Origin of the sequence: Pantoea sp. GM01 (assembly GCF_000282675.1) — a bacterium.
Lineage (GTDB): Bacteria > Pseudomonadota > Gammaproteobacteria > Enterobacterales > Enterobacteriaceae > Pantoea > Pantoea nemavictus.
Map to the genome: position 1 here is coordinate 32,881 of NZ_AKIU01000025.1, position 19,435 is coordinate 52,315.

General features: G+C 49.3%; 16 protein-coding genes. 12 read left to right on the forward strand and 4 right to left on the reverse strand.

The features are described from left to right. Positions 1–22 precede the first annotated feature (22 nt). Together PMI17_RS04365 and otnK are read right to left on the reverse strand one after the other, a co-directional pair. On the reverse strand, positions 23–661 hold the full coding sequence (locus PMI17_RS04365; RefSeq protein ID WP_007886553.1) for an aldolase: 639 nt from the start codon (positions 659–661) through the stop codon (positions 23–25). Beyond that, the gene (otnK, locus tag PMI17_RS04370; protein WP_007886554.1) at positions 658–1,914 is read right to left on the reverse strand and encodes a 3-oxo-tetronate kinase; all 1,257 of its coding nucleotides are present in this window, start codon (positions 1,912–1,914) and stop codon (positions 658–660) included. Before otnK ends, PMI17_RS04365 begins: the two co-directional genes overlap by 4 nt. Positions 1,915–2,241: 327 nt before the next feature. Between otnK and PMI17_RS04375 the strand changes: the two genes are divergently transcribed. The 7 genes from PMI17_RS04375 (at position 2,242) to PMI17_RS04405 (ending at position 10,754) form a co-directional block, all read left to right on the forward strand. After that, positions 2,242–3,312 carry an isocitrate/isopropylmalate dehydrogenase family protein gene (locus PMI17_RS04375; protein ID WP_007886555.1) on the forward strand — a complete coding sequence of 357 codons (1,071 nt, stop codon included), beginning with the start codon at positions 2,242–2,244 and terminating at the stop codon, positions 3,310–3,312. 56 nt (positions 3,313–3,368) lie between these two features. Beyond that, positions 3,369–4,025 (forward strand): aspartate/glutamate racemase family protein, encoded by a 657-nt coding sequence (locus PMI17_RS04380; protein WP_007886556.1) that lies wholly within the window; start codon positions 3,369–3,371, stop codon positions 4,023–4,025. A gap of 37 nt (positions 4,026–4,062) precedes the next feature. Next, positions 4,063–4,938: an amidohydrolase family protein gene (locus PMI17_RS04385; protein WP_007886557.1), complete on the forward strand. Its 876-nt coding sequence runs from the start codon at positions 4,063–4,065 to the stop codon at positions 4,936–4,938. Positions 4,939–4,964: 26 nt separating this feature from the next. Next, on the forward strand, positions 4,965–6,350 hold the full coding sequence (locus tag PMI17_RS04390) for an MFS transporter (RefSeq protein WP_007886558.1): 1,386 nt from the start codon (positions 4,965–4,967) through the stop codon (positions 6,348–6,350). Continuing rightward, entirely contained in the window at positions 6,310–7,020 is a 711-nt protein-coding gene (locus tag PMI17_RS04395) for a transporter substrate-binding domain-containing protein (protein ID WP_007886559.1), read from the forward strand. Before PMI17_RS04390 ends, PMI17_RS04395 begins: the two co-directional genes overlap by 41 nt. 123 nt (positions 7,021–7,143) lie before the next feature. Next, positions 7,144–9,792: an aconitate hydratase gene (locus PMI17_RS04400; protein WP_007886560.1), complete on the forward strand. Its 2,649-nt coding sequence runs from the start codon at positions 7,144–7,146 to the stop codon at positions 9,790–9,792. Between the two features lie 8 nt (positions 9,793–9,800). After that, entirely contained in the window at positions 9,801–10,754 is a 954-nt protein-coding gene (locus PMI17_RS04405; protein WP_007886561.1) for a LysR family transcriptional regulator, read from the forward strand. A 1-nt stretch (position 10,755) separates the two neighbouring features. Here the strand turns inward: PMI17_RS04405 and PMI17_RS04410 are convergent, their stop codons facing one another. Then, positions 10,756–11,862, reverse strand: a complete 1,107-nt coding sequence (locus PMI17_RS04410) for a lactonase family protein (RefSeq protein ID WP_007886562.1) — start codon at positions 11,860–11,862, stop codon at positions 10,756–10,758. 315 nt (positions 11,863–12,177) lie between these two features. Here PMI17_RS04410 and phbB point away from each other — a divergent pair, with 315 nt between their 5' ends. Continuing rightward, positions 12,178–12,921 carry an acetoacetyl-CoA reductase gene (gene phbB / locus PMI17_RS04415; RefSeq protein WP_007886565.1) on the forward strand — a complete coding sequence of 248 codons (744 nt, stop codon included), beginning with the start codon at positions 12,178–12,180 and terminating at the stop codon, positions 12,919–12,921. Positions 12,922–13,003: 82 nt separating this feature from the next. Further along, a complete protein-coding gene (locus PMI17_RS04420; RefSeq protein WP_007886567.1) occupies positions 13,004–14,341 on the forward strand; it encodes a CitMHS family transporter in 1,338 nt (445 codons plus the stop codon). A 38-nt stretch (positions 14,342–14,379) separates the two neighbouring features. On the opposite strand, the gene PMI17_RS04425 is transcribed toward PMI17_RS04420, so the two are convergent. Then, on the reverse strand, positions 14,380–15,267 hold the full coding sequence (locus PMI17_RS04425; protein WP_007886569.1) for a GntR family transcriptional regulator: 888 nt from the start codon (positions 15,265–15,267) through the stop codon (positions 14,380–14,382). 390 nt (positions 15,268–15,657) lie between these two features. Between PMI17_RS04425 and PMI17_RS04430 the strand changes: the two genes are divergently transcribed. The 3 genes from PMI17_RS04430 to PMI17_RS04440 are packed head-to-tail and all read left to right on the forward strand — an operon-like array spanning position 15,658 to position 19,409. Further along, positions 15,658–16,401, forward strand: a complete 744-nt coding sequence (locus tag PMI17_RS04430; protein ID WP_007886571.1) for a gluconate 2-dehydrogenase subunit 3 family protein — start codon at positions 15,658–15,660, stop codon at positions 16,399–16,401. Continuing rightward, entirely contained in the window at positions 16,402–18,177 is a 1,776-nt protein-coding gene (locus PMI17_RS04435; RefSeq protein ID WP_007886572.1) for a GMC family oxidoreductase, read from the forward strand. It begins immediately after the preceding gene. Continuing rightward, a complete protein-coding gene (locus PMI17_RS04440; protein WP_007886575.1) occupies positions 18,177–19,409 on the forward strand; it encodes a cytochrome c in 1,233 nt (410 codons plus the stop codon). The genes PMI17_RS04435 and PMI17_RS04440 overlap by 1 nt, the downstream gene beginning before the upstream one ends. Positions 19,410–19,435 lie beyond the last annotated feature (26 nt).

Here is a 19,435-nt window from a genome sequence, read left to right on the forward strand (position 1 = left end):
CACAGCTTTACCATGGCAATATTTATTTCATATTGAAAAGCGTATTGAGCTCATCAATATTTTCATTAGTTAATGTTTTCATGCCATAGGGTTTGAGTACGAAATAGAGTTTTGCCGTTTCCTCTAACTCTTCTGCATTAAAAACCGCTTCACGGATATTTTTACCCGAAATAATGGGGCCATGGTTGGCGAGAAGAATTGAATTATGATCCTTAGCCAGTTTTTCAACATGCACAGCAATTTCTGGCGAGCCCGGCCGAATATAAGGCACCACCGGCAGTTTACCCACACGCATCACGTAGTAAGGAGTTATCGACGGCAGTGCATTTTCATAGTCGAGATCGGGCAAGCAAGATAATGCGGTCAGCCAGGGGGAGTGCAAATGTACGATGCCGCCACAAGCAGGACGCTGACGGTACATTGCCAGGTGCATCAGCACTTCTTTAGACGCCTTGTGACCCGAAACCAGCTCACCGGTCATCGTGACTTTACTCAATTCATCAGCATCCAGGTCGCCAAAACTGGAGTTCGTCGGCGTGGCGAGGATATGGCCATCAGGCAGTTTCAGGCTGATATTTCCAGCGCCACCGCTGCTGTAACCACGTTCAAACAGGGAGCGTGCGTAGCGCACTAAATCCTGACGATATTGGATTTCGCTCATTTCACACTCTCCTGCGCTTTTAAGAAGAAATCACTGTTACCAAAGTTGCCTGACTTGAGGATTACCCACTTTTCTTCATCTAATACCTGTGTCCAGGGTACACCAGGCGCGACAGCATCGCCGATCACCATGCCTTTAATATTGAGACCCTGTGATACCGCACCCGACGTTTCACCGCCAGCGACGATAAATTTGTTGAAACCTTCCTTGCTTAAATTGTGGGCAAGTGTGGCGAAGAAGCTTTCAATCTTCTCACTGACAAATTCTGCACCGTAGTTCTTCTGAATAATCTCGATAATCTGAGGCGGTTGCGTGGCATAGACCATCGGAGCCAACGCATCATTCTTTTGGGTCACCACCCAGCCCGTCACCGTCTGCAAGTACGTGGGTTCGTGAAGGATTTTTTCCACATCCAGTGCCAGTGAGGAGGCGCGCTGCTGATAAAAGTTCACCTGCTGGTTGGTCATGGAAGAGCAGCTGCCTGACAGGACAATGCTTGCCCCCTCTTTGCTGATAGCAAACGCAGGCTTATCAGCGGATTTATGCATCGTATCCAGTGCCGCAATGGCATAACCAATACCTGCTGCACCGGTGATAAGGACATAATCTGCGGTTTCACGCGCGACGGTTAACAGATCATTGTTATCCAGTACGTCACAGATAACATATTTGATCTTTTCCTCTGACAGTTTGGCTAGGGTATCAGGAATGTCTTCTACATGATTTTTGATGGTGTCGAGATCGATGACTTCGCAGCGGCCGGTAGATTGCGCCTCCATCAATTTTTTTAGTGAAGACTCTCTCATCGGTGTGACTGGATGATGTTCCATCCCGCTTTGATTCAATAACTGCCCTTTCACAAACAGATGGCCTTGCAAAATGGTCCGTCCATTATCAGGTACTGCCGGGCAAATCAAAGTGATTGGCGCATCCAGATTCTTCATCAGGGCATCGGTAACCGGACCAATATTCCCCTCTTTTGTCGAGTCAAAGGTTGAGCAATATTTGAATAGCTGACGCTTACAGCCCTGTGACTTAAGCCAGTTTGATGCAGACAATGATTGTTCCACCGCCGTCTTGGTCAGAATCGAACGGCTTTTAAGGGCGATAACCACCGCATCGATGCCTTCCTGATCAAATGCCTCAGCAGGAACGCCATTGAACAGCACCACTTTCCAGCCCGCATTCACCATGAAACTTGCAATGTCGGTGGCACCCGTAAAGTCATCCGCGATGACGCCCAACTTAATCATATGTGTTCCTCTAAAGCGGTAACAAATTGAGCTCATATTGCTTTTATGTAAATACAAGTGCAATCGGGCTTGATGTTAATTTGTGCTTTAGATCACAAAATAAGGGGTTATGGTTAACAAATGGGTGTGAGTGGAATCTTTGAAGCGGCTGTTACAACGGGTAATAATCCTAAAGCTCGCAGGGCTTAGCCATAACTTACTGAAAAGACGGAGGAATGTTGTAATGTGTTTTTTTTGTATCAGAAATGTGATCTCAATCACCTTGCCTTCAGTGCATTTATTGGTATAAAAATGCAATCGAAAACTGACCAACCATCTGGAGTATTTATGCGTATTTTGGTTCTGCCTTGTGACGGTATCGGCCCTGAGATCACTTCTGCTGCGGTAACTGTGCTGGAGTCACTGGATAAAGCGTATGGCCTGAACTTTGAGTTCGACTACGAAGACGTAGGTTTTAAAAGCCTGGAGTTACACGGCACTACGCTGCGCCAGGAATCACTCGACCGTGCCAAAACGTATGACGGCATTATTCTGGGTACCCAGTCCCACGCAGATTATCCAGCACCGGAAAAAGGCGGTCGTAACGTTTCTGCTGGCTTCCGCATTGGTCTGGATCTCTATGCTAACGTCCGTCCTGCGCGCACTCGTCCTTTCCTGACGTCTAATATGAAGGAAGGCAAATCCATGGATTTGGTGATCATGCGTGAAGCGACGGAAGGGTTCTATCCAGACCGCAACATGACTCGCGGCTGGGGTGAAGTGATGCCAAGCCCGGATATGGCGCTGTCTACCCGTAAAATTACTCGTCATTGCTCTGAGCGTATTGCTCGCAAAGCCTTCGAGCTGGCGATGCAGCGTCGTAAAAAAGTGACCGCAATTCATAAAGCTAACAGCTTCCATATGACGGATGGCCTGTTCCTTGAAGCCGTGCGTCACGTGGCAAAAGAGTTCCCTGAAGTTGAGCTGGACGATCTGTTAGTTGATGCGTCAACCGCTCACCTGGTGCGTAACCCAGAGCGTTTCGACGTACTGGTTGCCACTAACTTCTATGGTGACATCATCAGCGACCTGGCGAGTGAATTGTCAGGCAGCCTTGGCCTGGCCGGTTCAATTATGGCCAGTGATACGCATTGCTGCGCGCAGGCTCAGCATGGATCAGCTCCGGATATTCAGAATCAGGACAAGGCGAACCCGGTGTCGATGATTCTGTCGGTTGCCATGATGCTGCAATGGTACGCAGAGAAGCACAACCAGCCAAAATTCCTGAAAGCGGCGGAAGAGATCAGCCGTGCCGTTGATGAAGTGCTGGAAAATCCAGAAACCCGTACGCCGGACCTGGGTGGCAAATGTGGTACTAAAGCCTTTGCTGACAAAGTGGCTGCTTCTATTCGCGCCTGATTAAACGTCATGAGGTTGCCGCACTTTAGCGGCAGCCTGCTTTCATGGAGCCGAAGATGAATCAACGTATTGTTTTAATCCACGCGACTCCACTGGCGGTTGAGCCGATAAACCAGGCTTTTGCCGATCAGTGGCCAGAGGCTGAAATCAGTAACTTGCTGGATGACGCGTTAAGTGTGGATCGTCGTAAGGTGACGATGTTGACCGATCGTCTGTTTCAACGGATCGATTCACTGGTGAACTATGCTGCCAACATTGATGCTGGTGCAGTGTTGTTTACCTGCTCTGCATTTGGTGAAGCGATTGACGCCAGCGCAGCGAAAAATACCATGCCGGTGCTTAAGCCAAACGAAGCCATGTTTGAAGCGGCTTTAGCTAAGGGTAAGCATATCGTCATGCTGGCAACGTTTGCTCCCGCCGTCGCCGGGATGGAAGCGGAATTTCATGAACTGGTACGTAAAGGTTATCGTGACGCCACGTTAACCAGCGTTCTGGTTGAAGGGGCGCGTGATGCTCTCGAGCAAGGTGATGCCGAGCGCCACAACCAGCTCATTGTTCAGGCTGCTCGTGAACATACTGAGGCTGATGCCATCCTTCTTGCGCACTTCTCGATGGCCATTGCCTGGGAGCAGGCTCAGTCAGCAGTGAACTGTCCGGTATTGAGCAGTCCACATGCAGCCGTTTCAAAACTGAAAATATTAATGGCTCATTAATTAAGTCAGTCGATTTCTTTTAAAAAAAGGCATCAACGTGGAAAGCCGAGATATATTGGCGGATGTGAAATATAGCCATATTTCACACTCGCCTGAGATCGTATTGCCTGAAAATAGCTGTGACTGTCATCATCATATTTTTGACAGGCGTTATCCCTATGCTGCGGATGATACGCGTAATTTACCAAACGCGACCGTCAACGATTACAACCAGTTTAAAAAATGGTTGGGACACTCTCGTCATATTCTGGTGCAGCCCTCTTCTTATGGAACGGATAATCGTTGTCTGATAGATGCATTACGCGCTTTTGGCACCCATGCACGTGGTGAAGCCGTGGTGGACGACACTGTCAGTGATGCTGAACTGGATGCGCTGCAGCAAGCTGGCGTAACGGGGGTTCGATTCAATCTTGGTGCGGGCAATGCAACGACACCTGAAATGCTGCTTCCCGTAGCGCAACGCGTGGCGGAACGTGGCTGGCATGTGCAGGTCCACGCCACTGCGGATCAATTGTGGCAGTTGCGATCAACGCTACGTCAGATACCGGTAAATCTGGTCATCGACCACTACTTTCGTTTACCGCAGCCTGAGCCGATGGCCCATCCAGTTTGGAAGCTGGCTTGGGAGCTGATTGAAAAGGGCCAATGCTGGGTAAAGCTCTCCGCGCTTTATCATCAGTCACAATGTGATGATGTGTCTGATATGGCAGCTCTGGTTACCCGTTTTCTTCACGATGCAACTGAACGTGTTTTATGGGGAAGTGACTGGCCACATCCCAATTTAATAAGTGCCAATAAAAATATGCCAGATGATGCATTGATACTATCGAAAATATACCACTGGGCGCATAACGATCAGGTTAGACACAAATTATTTGTGGAAAACCCGGCTGAACTTTACCGATTTAATTAATCGTATGCCAGACAAGGCCGAATATTATGATTACTCTGAACTCCACTGCTAAAAAGAACAGACCTACGCATTATCGTTATATGATTTTGCTGATGGTATTTCTCAGTATTGCTTTAAATCATGGTGATAGAGCGACCTTCTCAATTGCCGGTACGGATATGGTGAAATCTGCCGGGCTGGATATTGTGGCGCTCGGTTATCTGATCTCAACCTTCACCTGGGCCTATGTTCTGGGGCAATATCCGGGGGGTTGGTTACTGGATCGTTACGGCTCAAAAAAAGTGTTGGTAACCGGGGTTTTCACCTGGTCACTGTTTGTCTTTCTGGTGGGTTTCAGCACCTCTTTTGACAATATTTGGGTGACACGCGTATTGATGTTTGGCTTCATCTTTATGATGGGGTTGATTGAAGCACCAACGCTACCCGCTAACTCTCGATTCCTTGCGGCATGGTTCCCGGCGAAAGAGCGTGGTAAAGCTTCCGGATTCACTACTGCAGCACAGTATTTTGCATTAGTGGTCTTCTTACCGTTGATGGGCTGGTTCTCCTATTCGTTTGGTTGGGAGTCGGTGTTCTGGTTTATGGGCGCAGTCGGTATTCTGGTCTCGCTGTTGATGACGCGGGTACTCACCGATACGCCTAAAGTTCACCCGTTGGTCAACGATGCTGAGCTTGAATATATCCAGTCCGGCGGCGGTCTGACCAACATGAAAGCCAGTAAAAAAGGCGATAACGTCGGCAAAGGATATACCCGTAAATTACTGACCAGCCGATTGGCGCTGGGTGTGTATATGGGGCAGTTCTTCTTTACGGTGCTTTCCTACTTTTTCCTGACGTGGTTCCCGGTTTATCTGGTGCACGACCGTGGTATGACCATTCTCAAGGCGGGATTTATCGCGTCACTGCCGGCGTTATGTGGATGTGCCGGCGCGTTGCTGGGCGGCGTGTTATCCGATTACATGCTGGCGCGTGGTTTCAGTCTGTCAGCCGCACGTAAAACACCGATCGTTATCGGCATGCTGTTAGCCGTGAGTATGGTTATTTGCAATTACGTCGATTCCGCATGGGTTGTGGTGGCTATTATGTCGCTGGCCTTCTTTGGCAAGGGATTTGGTGCGATGGGATGGTGCGTAGTCTCAGACTTCTCACCGAAAGAGGCGGTCGGCCTGAGCGGCGGATTGTTCAATATGATTGGCAATATTTCGGGAATCTTTACGCCAATTATTATTGCCTACATCATAAAAGATACCGGTTCATTCAATGGTGCTTTGATTTTTGTCGGCGTCTGCGCTTTCCTCAATCTGTGCTGTTATCTGTTTGTGGCTGGAAAAATTCAACGTCTAAATTTTGAAACGCCGAAACAGGATCACGATGATGACTTTTCTGGAGAGCCGCATGTCAGCCACCGATAACGCAACCCCACTACGTTTTGCTATCAATTTAGGTAACGCCGTATTGGCCAAAACGCTGCCCGATGGGCAGCCGGGCGGGATTACTGTGGAGATCGCCCAAAAAATTGCGGCTGAACAGGGAAGAGTCGCGCAATTTATTACGTATCCCACAGCAGGCAAGGTGGTCGATGATGCCACTCACGATCGCTGGGACGTCGCCTTTTTGGCGATAGACCCGAAGCGTGAAGAGGTGCTGCGATTTACACAGTCTTATATCACTATCGAAGGTACCGTGATGGTGAGAGAGAGCAGCAACTGGCAAAGCGTGACCGAGATGGATAAACCTGATGTGGTCATCAATGTCGGTAAAGGAGCAGCCTACGATCTGTTTCTGAGCCGCGAATTAAAACATGCTGCGCTCAATCGACTCGCTTCATCACAGGCCGCGATCGATGCGTTTCTCGATGGCGAAGGCGATATGGCAGCAGGAATCCGTCAACCTTTAGAAAGTGCAGTCAGTAACAATCGCGGTTTTCGCGTTCTGCCCGATAATTTCGGGCAGATTTTCCAGGCGATTTGTTTGCCGCATGCGCAGGACCAGCTTTATGGTGAAATTAGTCATTACCTGAATAAATGGCAGGAAAATGGCGCTATCAGCGAGATTATTAATCGGAATCTTGCCGAGTCTTAAACTTAATGCAGCGTTCTCATTTGGAGAACGCTGCATTGGTTAATGTTCAATTTTCATTCATTAATGGGCATGAGACGTTATCCAGCGACGAACATAACAAGATTGCTGTGACGGAAGGTTTTTATGACATCGCCCTTAACGCTGGAACGCTCGCCGCTGGTTATTCATAACCGCTTGTATCATTTTATTGACCTCACCCAGATCGTCCCGCTGGAGCAACTGCAGACATTGCCTTACAGCATTCGCATTCTGCTGGAGAATGTTGCGCGATGCTCACCGCAAACGCTGCCTGAATTTCTCAACTATCTGTCTGCAAAGTCCTCCCCTGGTGAGGTTGAGTTTTATCCCGACCGCCTCATGTTCCATGACACCACCTGTTTACCGGCTTTGGCTGACTTTGCTGCCATGCGCGATCTTACTGCTGAGTTAGATGGCGATCCGCGCGCTATCAATCCACACATTCCTGCTGTGCTAACCATCGATCATTCGGTCATTGTTGAAAGTTACGCTAATGCCGATGCGCTGGAAGATAACCTCAAGTTTGATTTTCGCCGTAACGCTGAGCGCTATCGCTTCATTCGCTGGGCAGAAAAAAGCCTGGATAACTTCCGCGTCATTCCACCCGGCACCGGCATTATTCATTTAATGAACCTTGAAACCATTGCTGAAGTGGTCACGGTGGATGAGCGTGAAGCCATACCGTTGCTGCACGCCGATTGCATGATTGCAACCGACAGCCATACGCCGATGATTAATGCACTTGGTGTGTTGGGGTGGGGCGTAGGTGGTCTGGAAGGTCAGGCCGCTTTGGTTGGCGAGCCAGTCACGTTACGCTTCCCGGACGTGGTGGGAATTTGTGTTTCCGGTGAACTGCCGCCGGATGTTAGCGACAGCGATCTGGCTCTGCACATCACGCGCCTGTTGCGTGAAAGCGGTGTGGTCGGCAAATTTGTTGAGTTCACCGGTCCTGCACTCCACAGCATGCCGCTCGAATCGCGCGCCACCATTGCCAATATGGCCCCGGAATACGGTGCCACCGTGGTGTTCTTCCCGTTTGATCAGCGCAGCGCAGAGTACGTCAACCTGACCGGGCGCAGTGAAGAGAAACAGGAAATTATTCGCAGTTATATGCAACATCAGCACCTTTGGCGTCATCCGGAGGATCGTCAGCCTGACTTCACACAACGCATTGAGCTGAATTTAAGTAGCATCGAACCCAGCGTGGCGGGGCCTTATAATCCTCATCAACAAATTCCGCTCAGTGATTCGCCGAAAAGTTTTATGGAGACATTGAAAGCCGGCGAGCGCGCTTTGCAATGGCAGCATGGTGATTACCCACAACCGATTCAACAAGGCGCCGTGGCTATCGCGGCCATAACCAGCTGCACCACAACCGCCAACCCCTGGCTGGTAATTCAGGCGGCATTGTTTGCCAGGAATGCGGCAAAGTACGGACTGCAACCCAAGCCTTGGGTTAAAACCTCCTTTTCACCCGGATCTCGGGCGGTTACCGATTATCTTGGAGAATCAGGCCTGCTTAGCGAGTTGGAAAAGGTGGGGTTCGATGTGGCAGGTTATGGCTGTATGACCTGCATTGGCAGTTCCGGCGCATTACAACCGGCCATGGAAAGTCTGGTGAGTGATGGCCTTCAGGCCGTGTGTGTGCTTTCCGGTAACCGTAACTTTCCCCGTCGCGTTAATCCCAGCCTCGGTCATGGTTATCTCACCTCGCCAGCATTGGTGATTGCCTGGGCTATTGCCGGAAATATGCAGCATGACATGTTGAACGACCCGCTTGGCTACGATGAGCATCTACAGCCGGTTTTCATGCGCGACTTAATGCCAGCGCGTGAAGAAGTCGAACGCTGGGTAACAAGAGTGATGAAGCGTGAACATTACATCCAGCGTCGCGATCTTATCTGGCAGGGAACCCCGCACTGGCAGCAAATTGAAGCTCCGGGTAGCGTGCATTATCCATGGGAATCGACCTCAACCTATCTGCGTCGGCCGGGCTATCTGGAACGTTTACCTCGAGACCCTGCCGAACCGCTGTCGCTCAATAACGCCCGACCTTTCCTCTGGTTTGGCGATGACGTTACCACCGACCATATTTCGCCTGCAGGTGCGATTTCCGCAGGCAGCCTTGCCGGTCAATGGTTGCTGGAACATCATGAAGATCCGCAGGACCTGAATCTCTACTCTACGCGACGCAGTAATCATGAGGTGATGGTACGCGGTGCTTTTACCAATAAAGCGCTATCCAACCGTTTGTTACCGGCAGATAAGCGCGGTGGCGGCGGTTATGCCTGGGATGCGTCTCATCAGCAAATTCTTCCGGCTTTTGAGGCAGCGCAAACATGGCATGCAACAAATACGCCGCTGGTCGTGCTGGCGGGCGAGCGCTATGGCGCGGGATCGAGCCGTGACTGGGCTGCTAAAGCGCAGGCACTGATGGGGGTTAAAGCCGTCATTGCTAATAGTTTCGAACGTATCCACCGCACGAATTTGATCGGAATGGGCATTCTTCCGCTGCATTTCATTGCCGATGAAGCGGACAGATTACCTGAGATGGATGGAACCGAGGTCCTGGATATTACAGGCCTGGAAATGATCGCGCCGGGTGCGACGCCGCTGATGCTCTTCATCCGCCGTGGAGGCAGGCAGATTGCTGCACTGAATCTTGAGGCAGTGATAGACTCCCAGCAAGAACTACGCTATCTGCGCTATGGCGGTATTTTGCCCTTTGTTATTCAGCAAACTCTTAAAGAGTAGGGAAGTTCATGCGCTACGATCTGGTCTCACTTTCGCTGTTTGTCGCTGTAGCTGAAGAGCAAAATCTTACGCGTGCCGCACGCCGTAAGCATCTTGCCGTCTCAGCCGTGAGTAAGCGCATAACAGAACTGGAACAGCAAATTGGCACGCCACTGATGCTACGCTTGCCGCGCGGCATCGAGTTGACGCCTGCGGGGCACTCGCTGCTGTTTCACGCGCGCCAGGTGTTCCGCAATCTCGACCAAATGGAAGAGGAGCTCAGTGATTACGTGGCTGGCGTACGCGGCCACATTCGCATTTTTACGATCTCTGCGGCGTTGATGCATTATTTGCCGCGTGCCATTAGTCAGTTCCTGGCTCATTACCCGCAGACAGATATCGATATTGAAGAACACACCGGCATTGGCGTCGTGCAGGGCTTGCTGCAGGGGGACGCGGATGTCGGTTTCTTTTCCAGTTGGACACCTGCTTCCGGGATTGAGGTCTGGCCATGGCAGCAAGACCAGTTGTCCGTTTTGGTGTGGCAGGGGCATCCGTTGGCGGAGCGCGCGACCTTGCAATTAGTGGATTGCATCGATGAGAAAATGATTGGGCCACATCGGGAAAGCGCAGTGAGCCACATTCTGGAGCGTGAAGCGAGAAAGCTGGGTACAACGCTGAATATAGGCTTACGGGTCAGCAGTTTCGTCTCTATGGCCGAACTGGTTGCGCAACAGTTGGGAATAGCCATCTTGCCAGTTAATGAAATCGCTCAGGTGGCTAATCATGATGCTGTGCGCTGTATTCCCCTCGTCGAGCCATGGGCGAAACGTGAGTTGTATGTTGGTGTGAAGGGATATGCCCTATCTTCACCCTCGGTGAAAGCGTTTATCGAAAATGTCACGCCATTGAAACGTGCAACGGGTGCCGAAGAGGGGGCGCTGCTTGAGGCCAGTCTCATCAATGCTGACCTCAAGCGCTGAGTTAATCGGAAAATACAATGCAGGTAGGGCTGGCAGTGAATACCTCTTTACCTGTGTCTTTAAGCATACCCGAGTCCTGATCAACGCTGAAAATGCGAATAGAATCTGAGTCCTCGTTAGCGCTGTAAAAATTGAGCCCATCTGCAGAGAGCGTTGTAAAACGCGGCGTCTTACCACCGCAAAACACCCATCCCACAGGCTTTAAGCAGCCATCATCAGGATTTATGCGCATAACCGCAATACTGTTATGACCACGATTGGCGGCATATAAGAAGCGCCCAGACGGATGCACTTCGATTTCACTGGCGTCGTTACGTGTTTCAAATCCTTCCGGTAGGCTGCTCAGCGTTTGCTTGAGCGCAATGTTTCCCGTCTCTTGTTCAAAATCGTAAACGGTAATCGTATTCCCGAGCTCACTCAGGCCATAAAGCCACTGCCCCTGTGGATGGAAATCGACATGACGCGGCCAGCTTCCAGATGGCAACAGCACTTCATCATTGAGTAGTGATTGTCCATCTCGCCAGTGATAAATACGCACCATATCAATGCCGTTTCCGGCCTGTCTGCCCTGGATGGGCAGAGCGTAGTAATCGCTATCTGGTGCAAAAATAATTTCATGCGGACGTGACAAGCTGGCCGCAGCGCCATCCTCATCAGCATGGCCTTCCACCATCGCCAGGTGGTGAGGAGGCAGTAGCGCGTCATCATCAGCGAACGCTAATGCTGCTACGTTGCCGCCTTCATGGTTAGCAATCAGCAGATGGCGGCCATCAGGTGAGAGAGCAGCATGCACCGGGTTATTGCGCCGCAGTGGATCAAGATCGGGATGTGGATTCTGTGGGCCCGTTGTTTGTTCAGATAACAAAGTCAGCATGCCAGAGATAGGATCACGCGCAAAAATAGCTACCTGATTGCCATCCCCATGCAGCACGTACAGCCGATTTCTTTTTTCATCCAGTGTGAGCCAGGACGGATTTTCCTGAACAGAGGTAACACGTTGTACGTGATGCCAGTTCCCTGACTCATCAATGCGAAATACTTCAATTCCTTTTCCACGTGCGCCACGCCACTCGGACGTACGGCAACCCACATAGGCAAACTTATTCATTTACAACCCCGTCACACCAATATGCATTTATTTAAACACAAGTGCATAAATTGACTTGTGATTGATATCACGCTTTTGTGGTTGCCAATCTTTGAAACTAACAAATAAGGGGTTTTTACGTTATGCGCCGGTGTTTTTAGGCTGCTTAAAACTGCACTGCAATTTTATGCTATTGCATTTGAGTGGGTTTAAATGCAGAAAATTGACGATCGTGGTCACAATTTCAACGGCTCGCGATTGCTAAAAAAAACCGCAGATAGCTTACTGTTAACAAGTCGTGAAAACTGTTACATAAATGCATCTGGGAGAAGGGTTATGACCCAACGTATTGCGTATGTTACATCCGGGATGGGAAGCCTCGGAACCGCTATTTGCCGTCGACTGGCGAAGGATGGTTTTAAAGTGATTGCAGGATGCGGCCCCAATTCTCAACGTAAAACCGCCTGGCTTGATGACAATAAAAAGATGGGATTTGATTTTATCGCATCAGAAGGAAACGTGGCTGATTGGGAATCAACGGTTAAAGCGTTTGCCAAAATAAAAGCTGAAATCGGTGAGATAGACGTGCTAGTTAATAATGCCGGTACGGCACGGAATGTATTATTTCGTGATATGCAGCCACAGGAGTGGCAGGCCGTTATTAACACCAATATGAACTCATTATTCAACGTCACTAAACAAGTTGTGGATGGCATGATGTCGCGTGGATGGGGACGTATTATCAATATTTCTTCAGTTAACGCGCAAATTGGTCAAACAGGTCAGGTTAACTACTCTACGGCAAAATCCGCCGTACGGGGTTTTACTCGCGCCCTGGCACGTGAAGTTTCGGCACGCGGAGTAACAGTTAACACGGTATCGCCGGGCTATCTGGCTACGTCAAAACTGAAAACAGTCACGCCGGTGCAGGTTATTGATAAGATTGTTCAGGAAATTCCAGTGCGTCGCCTCGGCTCTCCGCAGGAAATCGCCTCTATATGCTCATGGCTGGCATCTGACGAATCAGGATTTGCCACGGGTGCTGATTTTTCTGTTAACGGCGGCCTGCATATGGGCTAATAAATTAACAGAACGTCCTGCTCAAAATTTCCGTCAAATTAATTATCGCGCATATTAGCAATAATATGCGTTGGAGGCTCTTATGCTCTCGCTTCTGGGATATGGCATGATTGTGGTCTTTATGATCCTAATCATGACCAAAAAACTTTCTGCACTCGTCGCACTGATCATTATTCCAATAATATTTGCTCTGATTGCCGGATTCGGCGGAGAGATGGGCGAGATGATGATTGAGGGGCTTAAAAAAGTCGCTCCGACTGCCATCATGGTTATTTTTGCCATTCTCTACTTCAGCACCATGTTTGATACCGGTTTATTTGATCCGATTATTCGCTTCTTTTTACGGATTATTAATGGTGACCCGGTTAAAGCGGTTATGTGCAGCGCGATTCTGGCGGCGATGGTGTCACTTGATGGTGATGGATCAACGACCTATATGATCTGCGTAACGGCAATGCTGCCATTGTTTAAACGTATTCGTCTGGATCCACTGGCGCTGACTTGCGTAGTCTTCCTCTCCGGAAGTATTACTAACTTGCTGCCATGGGGCGGTCCACTGGCTCGCGTTGCGGCATCCTTGAAAGTTGAATCCAGCGATCTGTTTATTCCGCTGATTCCAACGATGGTTTGCGGTTTTGTCGGAGTATTGGTGCTGTCCTGGTATATCGGTATTCGTGAACGCCGTCGTTTAGGCAAGCTAAGTATCAATACCAATGGTTATGGATCAGTCACTGAAGACGATGCAGAAAGCTATCTGCCGGCAATCAATGAAGTCAATGAAGAGCTGCGTCGTCCAAAACTGTTCTGGCTTAACGCGGGTCTGACTTTGTTACTGATGGGATCGCTGGTGATGGAGTTGTTGCCGCTGTCGGTGCTGTTTATGGTGGCATTTGCTCTGGCGTTGCTGATCAACTATCCGCACATTGATGCCCAGCGTCAGCGTATTGCAGCGCATGCGCCTGCTGCGCTGAACCAGACATCTATCTTCCTGGCTGCGGGTATTTTCGCCGGTATTCTATCGGGTACTGGAATGGTCACCGCAATGTCGGCATCTCTGCTGGATGTGTTACCCGATTCATGGGGCCCTTATCTGGCACCGATTACGGCACTGATCAGCTTGCCTGGCACCTTCTTTATGTCGAATGATGCCTTCTATTATGGTGTACTGCCGGTTCTGGCAGAAGCAGCGAAAGTGTATGGCATTGACCCGGTCGAAATTGGTCGTGCATCATTGGTTGGGCAGCCAATCCACTTACTGAGTCCGTTAGTGGCATCAACCTATCTGTTGGTGGGATTAGCCGGAGTTGAATTCAGCGACCATCAGAAATACACCTTCAAATGGGCTTTCCTGCTCTGCATGATCTTCCTGGCATCAGGTTTGCTGTTGGGTCTTTATCCCCTCTACTCGCCTGGCGGTTAAAGGCGGTGATGAAAAAATGGCCCATTTGGGCCATTTTTTTATACTCCGATACTACGTTGTTTTTTGTTATCTAGCGCCACAGCGAGGTGTTGCTTCATCATGTATGATGCTTCGATCAGCTGCCCTGCCTCAATTAATGACAGCAAGTGCATATGATCTTTAACTTCAGCGTAGTAGCGGCTGCGGTCATCCATAATGCGGTAATCCATTAAACGGCGCATGCGGTTGACGTTGCGCAGTGATATCTCAAAAAACGGGTTGTTTGAAAAACTGATGACAGTCTCATGAAAGCGGTAACCCGCTAACTGGAGCTGAGTAGGCGATAAACGCTGAATTCCACTCTCTAGAAGCATCTCCAGCTCGCGCTTAATCTCATCAATTTTGCTCTGTGGGGCTTTAAAGGTGGATTCCAAAATTGCCATTGGTTCAATAACCATGCGGAAGCTGAAAATATGCTCAAGCGCGGCTTTGGTCTTGGCAACGGGCAGAAAACGCCAGCCATAACCCTGTTTACGTTCAACCCATCCCTCACTGATACCGCGCGCCAGAATGGTCGTGAGCTGAGTCTTCGAAAGGTTATAACGCTTGAGTAAATAAAGTTCGTTGACTTCAGATTCGATTTTGTCCTGCAGCCAGTCTTCCGCTAATTGATAGTATTCAGGAAGATCGTTATCCACTTCACTTTCATGTGAGTTCTGAGTCTGAGGCGCATAATCCTGCTTAACAAAGAAACCACGGTTGTGCTGCTGCTGTAGAATGCCTTTGTGTTCAAGGTAAACCAGGGCCTCACGCACGGGGGAACGTGAAACATCAAATGATTCTGCCAACTTAGGTACACTTAGGTGTGCACCCGGCGACAATCCGCCACTGTCGATCATCGTGATTATTTTTTGCGAAAGCCTTTCCGTAAGAGCGCTTATTTTCATGAAGAAAGCCCTAAAAAATGCAGGAAGAAGTACAAAATTTAACAATATTATTGCATTTGAATTGTGTGAAATGCAATTATAAAATGCAGTTTTAAGCTCGGTTAACCACATGTTTATATTAATGATTTTCGATCATTTTATTTTTTATCAATCCACGCGGCTTAAAGGCCACCCGCCAAAAGCTGCATGATTAATTGATTCCTCTCATTTTCACGCCTTCATCTGCAAAAGCTCCCTTCTACACCTGCAAATTCGTTAAATCGTAGTTAAACCACTTTTACAATTACATACATAAAAAAACTACTAATCTGCATTTGAGTAAACAAAAATGCAAACACTCCAGCCTCATCATTTATTTTTACTTCATCACTGAGATGTGAGATTCATTCAATGTCAGATCAAAAAAAAGGACTGAGCAGAAGACGTTTCCTCGGCGCAGGATCGCTTATTGCACTCAGTTCCCCCCTAGCTACAGCAGCAACGATCAGCGGTGGTACAGGTACACCATGGACAGCGGATGAGGCATCACCGCCGCCTAAAATAGACCCGCTACAGTGGGAGTTTTTTACGCCAAAAGAGAGGGTTATTGTTGATGCGTTGGTCGAAACGCTTATCCCAGCCGATGAACTGAGTCCAAGCGGTAAAGAGGCGGGATGTACGCTGTTTATTGACCGCCAAATGGCAGGGCGATTTGGTCAGGGTTCTCGTCTTTATATGAATGGACCTTATGGTGCATCACCTCTTGCTTCTCAAGGCAGGCAATCGCCTCTAACGCCCGCTGAGGAGTTTCGCCGCGGTCTGACAGCATTCAATAACTTTTGCATTAAAGAATATAAAAAAGCATTCAGCGAGCTGACTGAAGATGCACGTGAGGCTACTCTTCATTTGCTTGAGGCTGGAAAGATCGTTCTGCTGGGCGAAGTCAGCAGCAAAGATTTCTTCAAAACCTTGCTGGCACGCACCATGGAAGGCTTTTTTGCCGATCCCGTCTATGGCGGCAACCGCGACATGGTGGGATGGAAAATGATTGGTTATCCCGGCGCGAAATACGACTACCTCGATTGGATTGAACGGCATAACGAAACCTACCCACATCCTCCCGTTAGCATCTACGGTTACACGCCCGAGTCCTAAATGAATACTGAAATCAAAAAGCTACCTAAAAAAGATATTGCCATTGTAGGTCTTGGCTGGGCGGGTTCGATCATGGCAATTGAACTTGCCAAAACAGGACTGGATGTCATTGCGTTTGAACGTGGTCCCTGGCGTGATACCGCTGATGACTTCAACGTTGGCTACGTACAGGACGAACTGCGTTATGTAGTGCAGCAAGAGCTGATGATCACCGCTGCAGAAGATACTTATACCTTCCGCAATGCGTCTCACCAGACTGCGCTCCCCATACGCGAATATGGCTCCTTCTTACTGGGGACAGGTCTAGGTGGCTCGGGAGCGCACTGGAGCGGTTTGACCTGGCGCTACAACCCGACTGACTTTGAATTACGATCTCATTTAACCCGTCGTTATGGTGAAAAGGCGATTCCAGATGACCTTTTGATTAAGGATTGGGGTATTACCTATGACGAATTGGAACCTTACTACACCAAATTTGAGCGCATGGCTGGCATTGGTGGTAAAGGCGGCGTCATAAACGGACAGGTTCAGGAAGGTGGGAATCCTTTTGAAGGTAATCGCTCAGAAGATTTTCCTTTGCCGCCAATGAAGATGACCTTTGCGGCAAAGCTGTTTGCTGAGTCAGCCAGAAAAATAGGTATGAAGCCTTTCCCGACGCCAAGCGCGAATGCGTCGGGTGTTTACACCAATACCTATGGTGTAACGATGGCACCTTGCACTTACTGTGGATACTGCTCGCGTTGCGGATGTGCCAATTACTCCAAATCAACCCCACAGACCAACATCATCCCTGCGCTTATGCGTTACTCCAACTTTACGGCTCAGGTTCAATCTGAAGTTCTGCATGTTGTGATGGATGAAAGCGGAAAAGTTGCTACTGGCGTGGTTTATATTGATGCCAGTGGGCAACGCTACGAGCAGCCAGCTGATCTGGTGATCCTGACTGCGTTTACCATACCAAATGTACGCTTGCTGTTTGCCTCTGGGATTGGCGAACCTTACGATCCAAAAACCGGTAAAGGGCTGATTGGTAAAAATTACGCCTACCAAACCAACTCCAGTATTCAGCTATTTTTTGAAGATAAAAACTTCAATCCGTTTATTTCCGGTGGTGGTGTTGGTCAGGGTGTCGATGAATACAACGGTGACAACTTTGACCATAAGGGATTGGGCTTTTTTGGTGGCGCTTGCATCATGTCGAATGTCACCAGTGGATGGCCAATTACCAATCGTATGACGCCGCCAGGTACGCCCAAATGGGGCCGTGAATGGAAAAAAGCGACCAAACAACACTACCTGAGTACGACGGTGGTCAGGACGCAGGGAAGTTCTTACCCCACGCGGTCAAACTACCTCGATCTCGATCCTACTTATAAAGACCGTCATGGCCGTAGCATGATGCGCCTGACGTTCGACTTCCCAGAAAATGACTTGAAGATGTCTGCTTACGTTACCAATAAGGCGCTGGATGTCGCGAAAGCCATGGGTGCCAGCCAAACCGTTATGCACGTGCCACAAGGGCCTTACAATATTGTTCCTTTCCAAAGTACGCATAATACGGGCGGAGCGATTATGGGAGAGTCGCCCAAAGACAGCGTCGTGAATAAATACCTGCAATCCTGGGATGTGCCCAATTTGTTTGTCATTGGTGGATCAGCGTTTCCGCAAAACGCGGGATATAACCCAACCGCAACCGTTGGCGCACTGGCCTATTGGGCCGCAGATGCCATCGTCAAACAGTATCTCAAGCAACCCGGTCCATTGGTGCAGGCATAATGAAAACCGTTAAACCGATAATAACTGCCACTCTACTTGCTGTTTTGAGTGGGATGAACGTCAGCTATGCGGCCAATACCTTCTTCCCAGACATTGAAAAGGGGCGCTATCTCGCCACGGTTGGCGATTGTACGGCGTGTCATACGCCAGAAGGGGCTAAACCGATGTCAGGGGGAAAGGCGATTGAAACCCCATTTGGCAATCTCATTGCACCCAATCTAACGCCAGATCGTGAAACCGGCATTGGCGCCTGGACAGATGACCAGTTCCTGCGTGCGATGCAGGAAGGGATTGGGCATAACGGTGAATACCTTTACGGTGCATTTCCTTACACGGCCTACACCAAAGTTTCAAAGCCCGACCTGCTGGCAATCAGAGCGTATCTCAATACTTTAGAACCGGTGCACAACAAGGTTGAGTCAAATCAGCTGCCATTCCCGTTCAATATTCGGGAAAGCCTGATGGGCTGGAACTTGCTCTTCTTCAAGAAAGGAAAGTTCAAACCGGACCCAACTCAGAGTGCGGAATGGAATCGTGGAGCGTATCTAGCTGAAGGTCTGGCGCACTGCTCGACATGCCATAACAGCAAGAACTTCCTGGGTGGAGATACCAGTGATGGACATCTCCGAGGTTACACCCTTCAGGGATGGGTTGCGCCGACCATCACAGGCGATAAATATCAGGGCCTTGGCAACTGGAAGGCGGAAGATATCGTCGAATATCTCAGAACCGGCAGAAACCAGTTTGCAGCAGCGTCAGGTCCTATGGCCGAAGTGATAACTAATTCAACGCAGCATATGCAAAGCGATGATTTACGTGCGATAGCCATCTATTTGCTCAGCCAAAAAGCCGATATAAAACCGCCTAAGCCGGTGAGTCCAGATGATGAAGCGATGAAGCTTGGCCAGCAGGTATACGCCGTCAACTGCTCAGCGTGTCACATGGCAAATGGTGAAGGTGTAGCAAAAATGTTCCCTTCACTAAAGGGCAGCGGTTCTGTTCTGGCCGATGATCCTGCCACATTGACGCGCGTTATTTTACGCGGCGCGAAAGCTGTCTCAACCGATGCGGCACCTACAGGCCCAGCAATGCCTGCATTTGCCTGGCGTTTAAGTGACAAAGATGCGGCTGCAGTAATGACATTCGTCCGCAACAGTTGGGGAAATGCCGCTCCGCCAGTGTCATCCAGCGTGGTGACTAAAGCGCGTCAAGAGGCTCAGGCCAATCCGTAATAATTTGAGAGACTGAAAGGAACTCA

What these genes read in the sequence shown, in the direction of transcription:
- PMI17_RS04365 (WP_007886553.1), bottom strand. Translation starts at nt 661, where the DNA reads ATGAGCGAAATCCAATATCGTCAGGATTTAGTGCGCTACGCACGCTCC.
- otnK (WP_007886554.1), bottom strand. Translation starts at nt 1,914, where the DNA reads ATGATTAAGTTGGGCGTCATCGCGGATGACTTTACGGGTGCCACCGAC.
- PMI17_RS04375 (WP_007886555.1), top strand. Translation starts at nt 2,242, where the DNA reads ATGCGTATTTTGGTTCTGCCTTGTGACGGTATCGGCCCTGAGATCACT.
- PMI17_RS04380 (WP_007886556.1), top strand. Translation starts at nt 3,369, where the DNA reads ATGAATCAACGTATTGTTTTAATCCACGCGACTCCACTGGCGGTTGAG.
- PMI17_RS04390 (WP_007886558.1), top strand. Translation starts at nt 4,965, where the DNA reads ATGATTACTCTGAACTCCACTGCTAAAAAGAACAGACCTACGCATTAT.
- PMI17_RS04395 (WP_007886559.1), top strand. Translation starts at nt 6,310, where the DNA reads ATGATGACTTTTCTGGAGAGCCGCATGTCAGCCACCGATAACGCAACC.
- PMI17_RS04400 (WP_007886560.1), top strand. Translation starts at nt 7,144, where the DNA reads ATGACATCGCCCTTAACGCTGGAACGCTCGCCGCTGGTTATTCATAAC.
- PMI17_RS04405 (WP_007886561.1), top strand. Translation starts at nt 9,801, where the DNA reads ATGCGCTACGATCTGGTCTCACTTTCGCTGTTTGTCGCTGTAGCTGAA.
- PMI17_RS04410 (WP_007886562.1), bottom strand. Translation starts at nt 11,862, where the DNA reads ATGAATAAGTTTGCCTATGTGGGTTGCCGTACGTCCGAGTGGCGTGGC.
- phbB (WP_007886565.1), top strand. Translation starts at nt 12,178, where the DNA reads ATGACCCAACGTATTGCGTATGTTACATCCGGGATGGGAAGCCTCGGA.
- PMI17_RS04420 (WP_007886567.1), top strand. Translation starts at nt 13,004, where the DNA reads ATGCTCTCGCTTCTGGGATATGGCATGATTGTGGTCTTTATGATCCTA.
- PMI17_RS04425 (WP_007886569.1), bottom strand. Translation starts at nt 15,267, where the DNA reads ATGAAAATAAGCGCTCTTACGGAAAGGCTTTCGCAAAAAATAATCACG.
- PMI17_RS04430 (WP_007886571.1), top strand. Translation starts at nt 15,658, where the DNA reads ATGTCAGATCAAAAAAAAGGACTGAGCAGAAGACGTTTCCTCGGCGCA.
- PMI17_RS04435 (WP_007886572.1), top strand. Translation starts at nt 16,402, where the DNA reads ATGAATACTGAAATCAAAAAGCTACCTAAAAAAGATATTGCCATTGTA.
- PMI17_RS04440 (WP_007886575.1), top strand. Translation starts at nt 18,177, where the DNA reads ATGAAAACCGTTAAACCGATAATAACTGCCACTCTACTTGCTGTTTTG.